This is a genomic window from Companilactobacillus sp. FL22-1 (assembly GCF_043951805.1).
GTDB lineage: Bacteria > Bacillota > Bacilli > Lactobacillales > Lactobacillaceae > Companilactobacillus.
Window position 1 is genome coordinate 125,136 of sequence record NZ_JBINJY010000007.1, and the last position, 13,686, is coordinate 138,821.

The window sequence follows — 13,686 nt, forward strand, 5'->3', positions numbered from 1 at the left end:
ACACTCCCTATAAGAAATTATATGGTTCCGTATCCACTTCTGATTGTACTATATCTAAGCTTAATTTATTAGACCTTTTCCAATCATTTAAAATAGAAGCCATTTTCTTAATAAAGATTGCTTCAATATGGTGACCAGGATCGATTACGTTCAAACCATTAGCCATCATATCGTGGGCAGTATGATAATAGACATCCCCAGTGATAAAAGTATCAGCTCCAGCTTTTAAAACCTCTGGATAAAATTTACCAGCATCTCCACCGATGACAGCAACTTTTTGAACTTTTTGATTGCGGTCAGATTTCACATAACGCAAATTTTGGACATGAAAGGCATCGCGGACTTGCTTAGCAAAGTCGATTAAGTCCATAGGTTCTGCAACTTCACCCATCCGGCCAATTGAATAGTCATCATTTTCATCAAGGAAAGTGATGTTCTGGAGATCAAGAGCCTCAACCAGCCAATCATTCATCCCATCATGTGCTTTATCCAGATTAGTATGACTAGCGTAAACTGAGATATTGTGTGACAACAAGTCACGATACATTTGATTTTGTGGTGAAGCTAGGTCCAAATTATGGGCTGCATGAAACATTACTGGATGGTGAGCAACGATTAGGTCTACGTTTTTCTCAATTGCTTCAGCCACAACTTGAGGACGCACATCCAGAGTCGTCATGACTGTATTGACAGTCTGTTGGCGATCACCTAATTGAAAGCCTGTTGGATCACCATCCATTTTAATTGATAAGGGAGCAAATTCTTCGATTCGATTGATAACATCTTGAACTTTTACCATTTTAAAGTATCTCCTCAATATATTTAATATATTGGTTCATCACATCAATTTTTGCTTGGTCGATCTTTTTAGCATGTTGCATATTATTGACTGCCTTTTGGTAGCCATTTAATTTGCGTTGCCATTTATTGACAAAGCTTGCAGTTTTCTTTTCCATCAACACTGGACCCATTAGGAATTGAGCTTCTGTCAGACCAAGTGGCTTAGTGACTTTAGTAGCTTTAATAATTTCATAATCGTGATGATCTTCTTCCACGATATCTTCATCAATGATTGCAAAGCCATTTTCAACTAACCAATGCCGAACCAATGGTTCACCGATATTGGGTTGCAGCACTAAGGTTTTCACATGTGATAATTGTTCTGCAGTCGCATTCGTTAGGATATTTTGAATCAAAATTCCACCCATACCTGCAATTACAACTGTATCAATTAAATCTTCTGGTTGAATGACAGCTAAACCATCACCCAATCGAACATCGATCTGCTTACTCAAGCCGAATTTATCAACATCAGCCTTGGAGCGTGACATCGGCCCTGGAGCAACTTCTCCGGCAATTGCAAAATTGGCAACTTTTTGCTCAATCAATTCCACAGGTAAATAAGCGTGGTCTGATCCAATATCAGCCACTCTAGTATTTGCGTCAACCATTTGATAAACGGCTTGTAATCTTTTTGATAGTAAAGTCACTTTAACCTCTATTCTGCAGTCTTTTTATCTAAGTCTGTCATGTATTCGCGTGTCATTGGCATAGCTGTGCCACTTGGGCCATTAGTCAATAAGTACTGGATAACATCGATGTTACCACTTTCAAAGGAAGCAGCACAGGCTTGTAGGTACAAGTCCCACATTCGAACGAATCTTTCGCCATACATTTCCTTAACTTGATCTTTCACTTTACTGAAATTATGATCCCAGATTTCAACCGTCTTTTGATAGTGACGACGAAGTGGTTCTAAATCATCAATTTGTAAACCGGCATCCAAAATATTACCGACATTTTCTTTTACATCAGGAATATAACCACCTGGGAAAATATATTTAACTAGCCAAGCATCAACACCAACACCGTAATGTTGACCAGTAATACCGTGAATCAAAGCATTCCCATTGGGCTTCAAAAGCTTTTTGACTGTTTCGAAGTATCCAGGTAAGTTTTCCTTACCAACGTGTTCGAACATCCCGACTGAAACGACATGATCGAACTTTTCGTTAACTTCACGGTAATCTGCCAAAATAACTTCCATCTGATCTGTAAGATTTTCATCTTGTATCTTTTGGTTAACAAAGTCATATTGCTCTTGACTTAAAGTAACACCTTTAGCCTTAAGGCCATACTCTTTAGCAGCAGTGAACATCATTGTTCCCCAGCCACAGCCAATATCAAGGATTGTCTCACCTGGTTTGGTATTGAGCTTATTCAAAATGTGGTGAACCTTATTCATCTGAGCTTGTTCCAAGGTATCTTCTGGTGTTCGGAAGTAAGCACAAGAATATGTCATAGTTTTATCTAACCATAACTTATAAAAATCATTACCAATATCATAATGTTCTTGAATTTCTTTTTTATTTTCTTCTTCAGTATGACTGAACTTAGGAATATATTTCTTCAATTTAATACTGGACATGAAACTGTCAGACTGCGTATATGCCGAAGTGATCAATTTTTGAATTGAACCTTCGATTTCAATCTTTTTGTCCATGTATGCTTCACCTAAAGTTAAAGTAGCATGTTTTACAACATCGGAAATTGGAACCTTGTCATTAAATTTGATTGTTATATCAGATTTTCCCTGTGGTCCATAACTCTTTTCTTTGCCATCCCAAAAGATAACTTTAATCGGTATGGTAAAGGAACGTGAAAATATTTCATCATAAATCTTCTTATCTAACATAAAAATCCTCCAAAAAATATATGATTCCATTGTAAAACAAATCATGAAAAAATATAAATAAAAAGGTCATTTCCAGAAACACATTTTATTAATTGTCTGATTATTTCATAATAGGTTAATTATTTTTACGGAAATACGGATTGTTTTTTAAAATTCGAGTATAAAATGTTAAATCTTCAAAGGCTTCATTGAGGCGTTTTTGAAAATGGTCACTGTTGGCAACTTCTAAATTCAATTCACCCTGATCAGTAAAATTCTTACTTGCCTCCCACAATAACACTGGTTTTGGCAAAACTATCATCTCTAACATTTGTAGAATTGGCACTATTGCTCTGGCCGCCAACATTCCACCATCGGTATAGTAAGAATACGTTACAATTTGAACTGGTTTATGATCAACTTCTGGACCAATAAAATCTAAAGCGTTTTTCAAAGCTCCGCTGATTCCATGATCATACTCTGGTGACAGAATGATGTAGCCATCTTGCTTCGCAATAGTATTTAGCCAAGCTTGCTCGTTTTCATTCAAATTGCTGATGTGTCCCTCTAGAGGAGTTTCTTCATGGTCATAAAATGGCAATGGGTAATCCTTTAAAGGCATCCAAGTATAATGAACCTCTGCACTATCTTTAAAAGTTGTTTTCAAATAATTTAAAATATTTTCTCCCAATGAATTCGATCTAGCCGTACCTAAAATAATTCCAATCTCTAATGACATTTTCAATTTCCTCCTTAACGCAAAGTCCATTATAGCAAACCAAGAAAGCAACTGTCTTTGCCAAGACACAAAAAAACATGCTACTTTAGAAATACCAGCAACATGTTTTTCAAATCTATTCGTTATGTAAAATTTTATTACTCAAGGAAATCCTTAAGTTGCTTAGATCTTGATGGATGGCGCAACTTTCTGAGAGCTTTAGCCTCAATTTGACGAATTCTTTCACGAGTAACACCGAAGACTTTACCAACTTCTTCAAGTGTTCTTGTCCGGCCATCGTCCAAACCGAAACGAAGACGTAAGACGTTTTCTTCACGGTCAGTCAAAGTATCAAGCACGTTTTCAAGTTGTTCCTTCAAAAGCTCATATGATGCGTGATCTTCAGGACTAGTTGCATCAGAATCTTCAATGAAATCACCTAAATGAGAGTCATCCTCTTCACCAATAGGTGTTTCCAATGAAACTGGTTCTTGAGCAATCTTCAAGATGTCACGAACTTTTCCAGTAGGCATATCCATTTCAGCACCAATTTCTTCTGGTAAAGGTTCACGACCTAAATCTTGAAGCAATTGACGTTGAATTCTGATCAATTTGTTGATAGTTTCAACCATGTGAACTGGGATACGGATGGTTCTAGCTTGGTCAGCAATTGCACGAGTAATTGCCTGTCTGATCCACCAGGTTGCATAGGTTGAAAACTTGAAGCCTAGTCGATAATCAAACTTCTCAACGGCTTTCATAAGTCCCATATTACCTTCTTGAATCAAATCCAAGAATTGCATCCCACGTCCAACGTAACGTTTAGCAATCGAAACAACCAGACGTAAGTTGGCTTCAGCAAGTTTTTGTTTAGCTTCTTCATCGCCTTGTTCGATCTTCAAAGCTAAGTCAACTTCTTGTTGAGCATTCAACAATGGAACTCGACCAATTTCCTTCAAGTACATTCTTACAGGATCATTGACCTTAATATCGGTAGGAGCTGTAGTATCATCTTTATCGCTCTTCTTTTCTTCGCTCTTTTCTTTGATCAGAGCTAATTTAGAAGGATTACCTTTGTCGTCAACAACACCAATACCGACATCTTCCAATTCACTAATAAAATTATTTAAAGCGTCGCCTTTAAGCTTATAAGGTTTGATGATCTTTTCATTCAAATCATCTTCAGTAATCTTACCGCTCTTCTTAAGATCCTTGATCAGTTTCTTAGTTGCTGCTTCCAATTCTTTTGATACTGCTGGTTTTTTTGCTGTAGCCATATATATTTTCCTCCAGTATGCTTAATTACTTAGGATTCTTCGTACATCAACCAATTTCTTGACTAACTCGATCTGTAACTTATTGTCACCGACCATCGCCGCCCTTTTTAATTGTTCGTTGATTTCTTTTAATTGTGTCTCGAGACTCGAATTTTTGACATTTTTGACGTAGTCTTCAATTTCTTCGTCACTGTACTCTTCCGGCATGTTCATCATTTCCAGATCCGCTAGAAGATTCTTATCATCATCATCTAAAACATTCATGAAGTCAGAAACATTGATTTCATCATCATTCACATCATTTTTTTCAACATATGACAATAATTTATCAAAAACTCGTTGATAACTTTGATGAACAAAAGTAAAGCCTTCCCCTTTTAGGTTGATCCTCACTTCAGGGAAATTAAGCGCCCAATATAATAAGTAACGTTCAGATTTTTCTAAACGGTCATACTTAGGCTTGACGCTAGAAGTTACTTGTTCCAAAGCTTTTTGTTGAACGTGCTTATAATTGTTGGCTGGCTGTTGTATTGCCATTTGTCGCCGCAAAGCATCTAATTCTTTATTGATTGCTTCTTTAGATACTTGCATCTCCTCGGCAACTTTACCAACATACATATCTATTTCGACCGGAGACTTTAATTTTACGATTTCTCGCAATGATTGGTTCAAAAACTCTAATTGATCGTGTTCATTATTCAGATTATAGTTGCGCTTGAAGTAATTCAAAATAAAGGCAATTGGTGTCTGTACACCATTATTAGCTAAATTCTGAAACTTTTCAAAACCTTCACTGCGAATGTATTCATCAGGGTCCTTTTTATCAGGAATACTGATCACACCGTAAGTGAAACGTTCATCAGTCAACTGTGTCAAAGCTCGATAAGTTGCTTCAACTCCAGGATCATCACCGTCATAACAAACATTGATTTTTTGAGTCAATCGACTCAAGACATAAAGCTGTTGGTCAGTCAAACTTGTACCCATCGAAGCCACACCATTAGTGACGCCAGCCTTATAAGCACTAATGACATCCATGAAGCCTTCAAACAAGATCACACTGCCCGATTCTCGAATCTCTCTTTTAGCATTATTCAAGTTGAACAAAGTCTTCCCTTTATTGAAGATCTCGGTTTCTGGACTATTGAGATACTTGGCGGTAGATGCTTCCTTATCTAAAATACGTCCGGAAAAAGCAATGATATTGCCCGACTCATCAGTAATAGGAATCATCACTCGATCACGGAATCGATCAAATAACTCCCCCGCCTGATTTTCGGCAAACAGCCCCGATTTTCGTAAAACATCTTCACTGATATCACGATCCTTAAAGAACTGCAATAACAGGTCATTGTTATTGGGAGCATAGCCAATGCCAAAAGTTGTGATCAATTCATCCGATAAATCCCGACTTTTCAAGTACCTCATGGCAGGAGTACCGTTCTCTGTCTTGGTTAAAATGTGCGAATACAGTTTAGCTGCTTCGGCATACATTTTTAACAAAGTCTGACTGTCAGAATTTTGATACTGGTTATTGGTAGCTTCATATTGATCAGGAACCGGAATATTTCCCATCTGGGCAACTTCGATCACTGCCTCTGGAAAAGTCTTGTTCTCCATCTCCATGATGAACTTATAAACATTGCCACCACGACCACAACTGAAACAATGAAAAATTTGTTTGTCCTCCGCTACTGAAAACGATGGAGTTCGTTCTTCGTGAAACGGGCAAAGTCCAAACAAATTCTTACCTGACTTCTTCAATTGTACATATTTGCTAACTACGTCGACGATATTCGTCTTCGAGGTAACCTCATCAATGAATTCCTGAGGAATTCTCGTTGCCATGGCCGTCACCTCCTCATATGTTTACAAATAGAGCGAAACATAATCTAACACATTCATTTTTGGAAAACAAACATGTTGCATTATTCCACCAGCGACTAGAAATAAAAAAGTGCTCCCACAAAAAGTGCAAACTGGGACCACTAGCCACTTGTCAAATAACTATTATACACGGTTGATACTAAAAGTCACGTTATTTGATACTTTAAAACAAAAAAGTTGAATCATTCGATTCAACTTTTTAGTATCAATATTATTGTAGCAACACAACTATTTTGTCACGATCTTAGATAAATCGCCTAAGTTAGCAATCAAATGATTGGCAATGACCAATTGTGTTAAACGATTATTCTTAACTTTTTCATCTTTAGCCATAATCATATTTTCATCAAAGTATGAATCAATCACTGGACGCAATGCTGCTAATTGTTTAAAGAGTGCTTCCGCATTTTCATCACTAACTTGATCAACTTGTTCTTTCAATTGAGATTCTGATGGATTTTCAAACAAATTATCATCAACTGCTAAGTCATCTGAATAACCAAATTTAGCTTTCTTAGACAAGTTAACGATTCGGCCTAAGGCTTCCATAACTACCTTGAAGTCATCGTCAGTAGCATGTTTCTGGAGAACTTCAGCCACGTCGATCATTGCAATTGGGTCAACGTTAGAACCAGAAGCAACGGCATCAACGATATCGTTTCTGATACCACGTTGATTCAATAATTGACGAACCCGGTCGATCATGAACTCATTGATAGCTTTTTCATTCTTATTTAAATCAAGTTGAGCTGGAACTGTTAAATTAGCTTTCAAATAATCTTGCAAGTCTTCGAGGTTCAATGACCATTGATATTGATCAAGGATCCGAACGATACCATAAGCTTGACGACGTAATGCATATGGGTCGTTTGAACCACTTGGAATCAAGTCAACCGCATAGAAAGTAACCAATGAATCGATCTTATCAGCGATTGCTAAAGCAGCCCCAACTTTACTTGCTGGTAAAGCTCCTTCAGCTGAAATTGGCATGTAGTGTTCACGAATTGCTTGAGCAACAGCTTTTGTTTCACCCATAATCTCAGCATACTTTTCACCCATCACTCCTTGCAGTTCAGGGAATTCATCAACCATACTTGTTACGAGATCGAACTTGTAGATATCACTGGCACGAAGCAAATCTTTCGTCTCTGTAGCATCCAATTGGAAAATTTCTGCTAAATGTGCCGCAATTTGGTGAACTCGAGCCATTTTTTCGTACATTGTACCGATCTTAACGTGGAAGTTAACTGTCTTCAGTTTTTCAACGTAGTCAGCAATAGTCTTCTTTTGATCTTCTTTGAAGAAGAAGTCGGCATCTTCCAAACGGGCAACGAGAACTTTTTCATTACCACGGATAACATTTTCGATATGTTCGGTATTACCATTTCTAACTCCAATAAAGTAAGGAGCAAGTTTTCCTGCTTGGTCACGAACATAGAAGTAACGTTGATTATCTTTCATAGAAGTAATCAGTACTTCTTCAGGAATCTCTAAGTACTTTTGATCGAATGAACCATAGAAAGTAGTTGGAAATTCAACTAAGTTGTTAACTTCTTCCAACAAGTCAGCATCAACGTCAATATTCCAGTTATTATCAGTAGCAATTTTACTAATTTGGTCAGAAATAATTTGTTTACGTTCCTTAGCATCAACGATAACAAACTGTGACTTTAATTTTTCAACGTAATTTGAAGCACTATCGATCTCAACATCTTCACCTAAGAATCTGTGACCACGAGTCATGCGACCAGAAGTAATATCCAAAATTTTAACAGGAACTTCTTGATCATCAAGTAAAGAAACCAACCAGTGGATTGGACGGATATACTCGAAATCATATGAACCCCAACGCATTCTAGTTGGGAAAGTAATTGCTTTAATGACTTCATCCATGTGGCTTAAAACAGCTTCAACTTTTTGACCATCTTCATGTTTTTGAATATAAGCGTATTCAACGCCTTTTAATTCTTCAAAGAAGATATCATCGGGATTCATCCCTTGTCCGCGGGCAAAACCTTGCGCAGCTTTAGTCCAATTACCATCGGCATCTTGAGCAATCTTCTTTGAAGGTCCCTTAGCTTTCACGTCGATATCAGTTTGTTTTTCAGCAATACTCTTGACTAAGATCGTCAAGCGTCTAGGAGTAGAAAATTTTTCGATTGAATCAAAAGAAATACGGTTTTCTTTCAAGAATTTTTCTGCTCTTTGGGCAAATTGATTCACACTCTTTGTCACAACATGAGCTGGCATTTCTTCTAAGCCGATCTCTAACAAGTAATTTTTAGTCATTTTCGTTCTCCTTTACTGCATTGCTATTTGCCAAAAGTGGGAAGCCACGTTTCTTTCTTTCTTCAACAAAGGCTTTGGCTACCTTGTGGGCCATCTTTCTAATTCTTGAAAGAAAGGCCGCACGTTCAGTAACTGAAACTGCGCCACGGGCATCAAGTAAGTTAAATGTATGTGAGCACTTCAAAATATAGTCGTAAGCAGGATGCACTAGTCCTAAGTCCATCAAGCGGTTAGCTTCTTTTTCATAAGAATCGAAGAAGTGGAACAACATATCTTGGTTACTTTCCTCAAAAGAATACTTTGAGTGTTCGTATTCAGGTTCTTTGAAAATATCGCCATAAAGTACGCCATCGCCCCACTCCAAGTCATAAACTGAGTTCACGTCTTGAATATATGAAGCTAAACGTTCAACACCATAAGTGATTTCACTAGTTGTTGGGTGACATTGTAAGCCCCCGACTTGTTGGAAGTATGTGAATTGTGAAACTTCCATTCCATCAAGCCAAACTTCCCAACCAACACCGGCACAACCCATTGAAGGATTTTCCCAGTTGTCTTCAACGAAACGAATATCATGTTCAAGTGGCTCAATACCTAAAGCACGCAGTGAATCAAGATAATACTCTTGAATATCTTCTGGAGCTGGTTTCATGACAACTTGAAATTGATGATGTTGGTATAAACGGTTAGGGTTTTCACCATAACGGCCATCAGCGGGACGTCTTGAAGGTTCAACGTAAGCCGCATTCCAAGGTTCGGGGCCAATTGCCCGTAAGAATGTATAAGGGCTCATTGTTCCGGCACCTTTTTCTGTATCGTATGCTTGCATCAACATACAACCTTTATCACCCCAAAATTTTTGAAGCGTAAGAATCATGTTTTGAATATTTAACTTCTTTACCATTTTTTCTCCCTTCAGGTAGAAGACAAAAAAATCCCTTGCAGTGTACACTTAGGCACTTTCTGCAAGGGACGAGTATTCGCGGTTCCACCCTAATTCAGGACTAAAGTCCTGCACTTTTATATTCGAATTAAAAATTGTTCGCCATAAATCTGATCGAAGCTCTCACTGTCCTTCGTCGCTGTTTCAACATAAATCAATATACCATTTTTGAATGAATTGTCAATTACAGTCGCCAACGTTTCATTTTGTCGATGAAAACTTTACTCTTGGGATAATAGCCAACCGTCCCTAAGTAAATTGAGTCAATAGCATGTTGAATCAGATCCTTGTTATTCTCTTTAACTTCAATACGACCAACATTGTCCAAATCAATTTTACTGAAAAGACGCAAGAAATAGATGATGCGCTTGGGGATATGCAGACGATGGATATCGTTGTCATAATGCTTAGAACAAAGTAATCCTCCCAACAAGACCGAAAAATCGAAGTCTCCAGTTGTTTCGCCACCAACCACGCAAGCGTCCATATTAGGCTCTACTCCAAAGGCTTTTAATAATTTCATCTGCATGATATTCACGATGATCTGAGCATCAGAACCATTCTCGATATACAACAAAGCCTTAAAGAGCATGCGATACCAATCATCAGGCACTGGGTCATCAACAAACGCCTCATGGTATAAATCAAACAAAAAGGTCGCATAGGCATTCAATTCAATATCTTGGACAATTTCAGTGAACTGTTTAACATCACTAGCCGAATTAAGATATGACAAGCCACTTTCACGAATCACGCCTGAATATTCACCATATGAGAAAGTGATAACGGCGCCAGAGATCTTTGATTTGGCCGTTTGTGTTCCACGAACCAAAAAAGTTTTGAAACCATATTCTCGAGTCAAAATAGTGACTAAAGCATCTCGCTCTTTGTAACGCTGCCGGCGTACGACAATACCAAAAAAGTTATTTGGCGAGTTGGCCATTAATCCTTCAGATCCTTCAATGAGTAACCAGCACTTGCTAAGAAGGCTTTATCATCACGCCAGTTCTTCTTAACCCGGACCCAAAGTTTCAAATTAACTTTTTCACCTAACAGATGTTCAATTTTAATTCGTGAACCGATTCCAATATTCTTTAACATGGCTCCGCCTTTACCAATAACGATTGGCTTTTGGCTATCACGTTCGACATAGATATTTGCTTCGATCTGTAGCTTGCCGGTTTCACTGCGTTGATTCATCGATTCGACCACCACCGCAATTGAATGAGGAATTTCGTCTCTAGTATCTTCTAGGATCTTTTCGCGAATCAACTCACCGACGATAAAGTATTCCGGATGGTCAGTAATCTGATCATCAGCATAATATTGTGGACCAACTGGCAAATGTTTCGTCAAAGTATCGATAAGATCTTCAATATTATTACCATTAGTAGCGGAAATTGGGATAATCTCTGCAAAGTCCATCAAATCTTTATATTCGTCAATTTGAGGTGCCATTTCATCTGGATTGATCAAGTCGATCTTATTGAGTACTAAGAAAACAGGTGCTTTGACTTTCTTCAATTCTTCAATAATGAACTTATCGCCAGGGCCAGCTTGTTCGCCCGCTTCAGTCATAAATAAGACGGCATCGACTTCTTTAAGAGCAGAGATCGCCGCCTTGTCCATATATTGGTCCAAGTCGTTGTGTGGTTTATGAATTCCCGGTGTATCGAGGAAAATAATCTGACGTTCATTGTCAGTATAAATACCTTGAATCTTATTTCTGGTAGTTTGAGCTTTTGGTGAAGTAATGGCAATCTGCTCTTTGATGATTCGGTTCATAAAAGTTGATTTACCAACGTTAGGACGTCCAATAATTGCGACAAATCCTGACTTATAATTTTTATTATCCATAATTAATCCATGTCCTTATCACTGAATGCTAGTGGCAAAATTTCTTTAAAAATATACTCACGATATTCGTTGCTGTTATTGGTCAAGTAGACTGTATCTTCTGGTCCCATGAATTCACTCATAACTTGACGACAGGCACCACAAGGCTTTGAAAGTTCGTTAGTTCCATTGACGATCAAAATCTTGGAAACATGTGTTGCTCCCTCTGAAATGGCTTTAAAAATTGCTGTTCGTTCGGCACAATTGGTCAAACCATATGAGGCATTTTCCACATTGATTCCCGAATAGATCTTGCCATCATCACACAAAATGGCTGCTCCCACCGTGTAGTGTGAATATGGTGCATAGGCGTGTTGCATTGCTTGGTGGGCAACTTCAAATAACTGCTTTTCAGTAATTTCCACTAGTTCCAGTCTCCTTTTTTGTGTATCTCAGGTAATAATTATATAACAGAAGTTTGTTTCAAAAAAAGAATATCAGACTATTGCCCAATATTCTTTAAAAAATTTATTTTTCTAAACCATATGCACTTAAAATCTTCTCTTGTAAGCCAATCATGACTTTCTCTTCATCTGGTTTGATGTGGTCATAACCATTCAAATGCAAAATTCCATGAACAATTGTGTAACCTAGTTCACGGTCAAATGAATGCTCATAGTCTTTAGCATGTTCAGCCACGATTTCAACACTGATAAAGAGGTCGCCTAAGTCAACTGGCAGATCAGGAATCTGTGCTTCGAGGTAATCTAAAGAGTCTTCCCCATCGTTGATGGCAAAGCTGATTACGTCTGTTGCACGATCAGTGTCACGATATTCTTTGTTAATTTCATGAATCTTATCTTTCGTCACGAAATGAATCGACAATTGTGTACTATCTTTTAAATCCAATTTGTTGAAAGTAAATGAAACGATATCTTTGACCCAAGCTTCACGTGCTTGGTCGATCAAATTATCATCATTATATATCTCTAAATCCATAATAATCCCCAATAGTTATTTTTCAATTTTATCTGAATCTTCATAAGCATCGATGATCTCAGCCACAACTGGATGTCTCACCACGTCGGCTGAACTGAAGTTTACAAACTCCACGTGTGGCAAATTCTTCAAAATAGCCTGTGCTTGCACTAACCCACTACGGGCATGACCAGGCAAGTCAATCTGAGAAATATCACCATTAACGATCATTTTGGAACCAAAACCGAGTCGTGTCAAAAACATTTTCATTTGCTCACGAGTCGTATTTTGAGCCTCATCCAAGATTACAAAGGCTTCATCCAAAGTACGACCACGCATATAAGCTAACGGTGCTACTTCGATCACACCACGTTCCAGTAAGCGACTAGTATGATCAGAGCCCATAATAGCATAAAGTGCATCATAAATTGGTCGCATATATGGATCAACTTTTTCCTTCAAGTCTCCTGGTAGAAAGCCTAAACTCTCACCTGCTTCAACAGCTGGACGAGTCAAAATGATTCTTTGAACCTTACCCTGCTTGAGTGCAGCGACTGCCATAACTACCGCTAGATAGGTTTTACCAGTACCAGCAGGACCAATTCCAAAGGTAATATCATTGTGATTGATTGCATTCACATACTGACGTTGGCCAAAGTTTCTGACCCGGACCGGTTTACCGCTGAAGTCCTTGATCAACTCATCTTTATATAAGTCACCAAAGTAATCTAAAGTCCCTCTTTCGACCATTTTCAAGCCACTGACGATATCGGCCGCCCCAAGGCTAACTCCAGTTTGAACCAATTCCATTAGTTTTTTCAGTAAAGCCAGTGCATGATCAACATTTTCCTCAGTTCCCGTCACATCTAAACGGTCACCGAATGCATGAATTTCAACATCTAACCCTTCCTCAATTAAATGTAAATTACTATCATTAACTCCAAATAGATTTACAGCGTTTTGCGGATTTCTGATTTGAATGCTTTTTTTAATTTGTTCAACTTTTTCTGTCAATAAAGTCCAACCCTTCCATGTATTACCTTGAATGATAGCACAACAGATGATTTTTTTGACAAAAAAAAGG

General features: G+C 38.0%; 13 protein-coding genes. All 13 read right to left on the minus strand.

The window, feature by feature from the left end; all coding sequences use genetic code 11:
* Positions 1 to 7 precede the first annotated feature (7 nt).
* A complete protein-coding gene (locus ACG72T_RS07415; RefSeq protein WP_395265547.1) occupies positions 8 to 799 on the minus strand; it encodes a Nif3-like dinuclear metal center hexameric protein in 792 nt (263 codons plus the stop codon).
* Position 800: 1 nt separating this feature from the next.
* Positions 801 to 1,490, minus strand: a complete 690-nt coding sequence (locus ACG72T_RS07420) for a tRNA (adenine(22)-N(1))-methyltransferase (RefSeq protein WP_395265548.1) — start codon at positions 1,488 to 1,490, stop codon at positions 801 to 803.
* Positions 1,491 to 1,498: 8 nt separating this feature from the next.
* Complete coding sequence (locus ACG72T_RS07425) at positions 1,499 to 2,695, minus strand: class I SAM-dependent methyltransferase (RefSeq protein ID WP_395265549.1); 1,197 nt, start codon at positions 2,693 to 2,695, stop codon at positions 1,499 to 1,501.
* Positions 2,696 to 2,810: 115 nt separating this feature from the next.
* Complete coding sequence (locus tag ACG72T_RS07430; RefSeq protein WP_395265550.1) at positions 2,811 to 3,413, minus strand: NADPH-dependent FMN reductase; 603 nt, start codon at positions 3,411 to 3,413, stop codon at positions 2,811 to 2,813.
* 137 nt (positions 3,414 to 3,550) lie between these two features.
* On the minus strand, positions 3,551 to 4,669 hold the full coding sequence (rpoD, locus tag ACG72T_RS07435; protein ID WP_395265551.1) for an RNA polymerase sigma factor RpoD: 1,119 nt from the start codon (positions 4,667 to 4,669) through the stop codon (positions 3,551 to 3,553).
* Positions 4,670 to 4,690: 21 nt separating this feature from the next.
* Entirely contained in the window at positions 4,691 to 6,517 is a 1,827-nt protein-coding gene (gene dnaG, locus ACG72T_RS07440) for a DNA primase (RefSeq protein WP_395265552.1), read from the minus strand.
* 267 nt (positions 6,518 to 6,784) lie between these two features.
* The gene (glyS, locus tag ACG72T_RS07445; protein ID WP_395265553.1) at positions 6,785 to 8,845 is read right to left on the minus strand and encodes a glycine--tRNA ligase subunit beta; all 2,061 of its coding nucleotides are present in this window, start codon (positions 8,843 to 8,845) and stop codon (positions 6,785 to 6,787) included.
* On the minus strand, positions 8,838 to 9,749 hold the full coding sequence (gene glyQ / locus ACG72T_RS07450; protein ID WP_395265554.1) for a glycine--tRNA ligase subunit alpha: 912 nt from the start codon (positions 9,747 to 9,749) through the stop codon (positions 8,838 to 8,840). Before glyQ ends, glyS begins: the two co-directional genes overlap by 8 nt.
* Before the next feature lie 223 nt (positions 9,750 to 9,972).
* On the minus strand, positions 9,973 to 10,731 hold the full coding sequence (gene recO, locus ACG72T_RS07455; protein WP_395265555.1) for a DNA repair protein RecO: 759 nt from the start codon (positions 10,729 to 10,731) through the stop codon (positions 9,973 to 9,975).
* Positions 10,731 to 11,645, minus strand: coding sequence for a GTPase Era (gene era / locus ACG72T_RS07460; RefSeq protein WP_395265556.1), 915 nt, complete (start codon positions 11,643 to 11,645; stop codon positions 10,731 to 10,733). Before era ends, recO begins: the two co-directional genes overlap by 1 nt.
* A gap of 2 nt (positions 11,646 to 11,647) precedes the next feature.
* Entirely contained in the window at positions 11,648 to 12,049 is a 402-nt protein-coding gene (locus ACG72T_RS07465) for a cytidine deaminase (RefSeq protein ID WP_395265557.1), read from the minus strand.
* 103 nt (positions 12,050 to 12,152) lie between these two features.
* The gene (gene ybeY / locus ACG72T_RS07470; RefSeq protein WP_395265558.1) at positions 12,153 to 12,623 is read right to left on the minus strand and encodes an rRNA maturation RNase YbeY; all 471 of its coding nucleotides are present in this window, start codon (positions 12,621 to 12,623) and stop codon (positions 12,153 to 12,155) included.
* A gap of 15 nt (positions 12,624 to 12,638) precedes the next feature.
* Entirely contained in the window at positions 12,639 to 13,616 is a 978-nt protein-coding gene (locus ACG72T_RS07475) for a PhoH family protein (RefSeq protein WP_395265559.1), read from the minus strand.
* Positions 13,617 to 13,686 lie beyond the last annotated feature (70 nt).

Excerpts from the sequence above, each read along its gene's own strand:
- ACG72T_RS07415 (WP_395265547.1), bottom strand. The coding sequence starts at position 799 with ATGGTAAAAGTTCAAGATGTTATCAATCGAATCGAAGAATTTGCTCCC.
- ACG72T_RS07425 (WP_395265549.1), bottom strand. The coding sequence starts at position 2,695 with ATGTTAGATAAGAAGATTTATGATGAAATATTTTCACGTTCCTTTACC.
- ACG72T_RS07430 (WP_395265550.1), bottom strand. The coding sequence starts at position 3,413 with ATGTCATTAGAGATTGGAATTATTTTAGGTACGGCTAGATCGAATTCA.
- rpoD (WP_395265551.1), bottom strand. The coding sequence starts at position 4,669 with ATGGCTACAGCAAAAAAACCAGCAGTATCAAAAGAATTGGAAGCAGCA.
- dnaG (WP_395265552.1), bottom strand. The coding sequence starts at position 6,517 with ATGGCAACGAGAATTCCTCAGGAATTCATTGATGAGGTTACCTCGAAG.
- glyS (WP_395265553.1), bottom strand. The coding sequence starts at position 8,845 with ATGACTAAAAATTACTTGTTAGAGATCGGCTTAGAAGAAATGCCAGCT.
- glyQ (WP_395265554.1), bottom strand. The coding sequence starts at position 9,749 with ATGGTAAAGAAGTTAAATATTCAAAACATGATTCTTACGCTTCAAAAA.
- recO (WP_395265555.1), bottom strand. The coding sequence starts at position 10,731 with ATGGCCAACTCGCCAAATAACTTTTTTGGTATTGTCGTACGCCGGCAG.
- era (WP_395265556.1), bottom strand. The coding sequence starts at position 11,645 with ATGGATAATAAAAATTATAAGTCAGGATTTGTCGCAATTATTGGACGT.
- ybeY (WP_395265558.1), bottom strand. The coding sequence starts at position 12,623 with ATGGATTTAGAGATATATAATGATGATAATTTGATCGACCAAGCACGT.